Here is a 555-nt window from a genome sequence, read left to right as displayed (position 1 = left end):
ACGTGCAGGCGCGCTGCCTCACGGACGGCACGCCGCGCCACGCCGACTGCGCCGTGGTCGATCGCGACCGGGGCCTCGTGCTCTACAAGGACTACGTCGGCGCCTCGCACTACCTCGTGATTCCCGATCATGCCGTCAGCGGTGTGGAAGACGCGCGCGTCTGGACGGGCACGCGCGCCAACGGCTGGGCCTTCGGCTGGGAAGAACGCCAGATCGTAGCGAAGGCGGTTGGCAAGCCGGTGCCCGACACGCTGATCGGTCTGGCCGTGAATTCGAGGGGTTCGCGCAGCCAGGACCAGCTCCATATCCATCTGGACTGCATCAGCGGTGCCGCTCAGAAGTTTCTGACCCAGAGCGGCATCACGCCGACGTGGGGGGCGTTCACGTTCGCGGGGAAGCGTGTGCTGGCGAAGCGCGTGCCGGCGGACCAGCCGGTGCTGGCCTTCAATCCGTTCGATGAGGTGCATCGCGAAACGGCGGGCACCGCCGGCGACACGCAGGACCGCGGCATCTTTCTCGCTTACGCGGGCGGCGGCTTTGTCGTCGTGGATGAGC

The 555-nt window shown here is 67.9% G+C and carries 1 protein-coding gene; it reads left to right on the top strand.

The features are described 5' to 3' along the window. A partial coding sequence (locus tag AB4Z27_RS29360; RefSeq protein WP_441646024.1) for a CDP-diacylglycerol diphosphatase occupies window positions 1-555 on the top strand: 555 nt, incomplete at both ends.

This window comes from Cupriavidus sp. KB_39, assembly GCF_052114485.1.
In the GTDB taxonomy this organism is placed as follows: Bacteria; Pseudomonadota; Gammaproteobacteria; order Burkholderiales; family Burkholderiaceae; genus Cupriavidus.
This window is presented reverse-complemented; position numbering and strand designations above follow the sequence as displayed.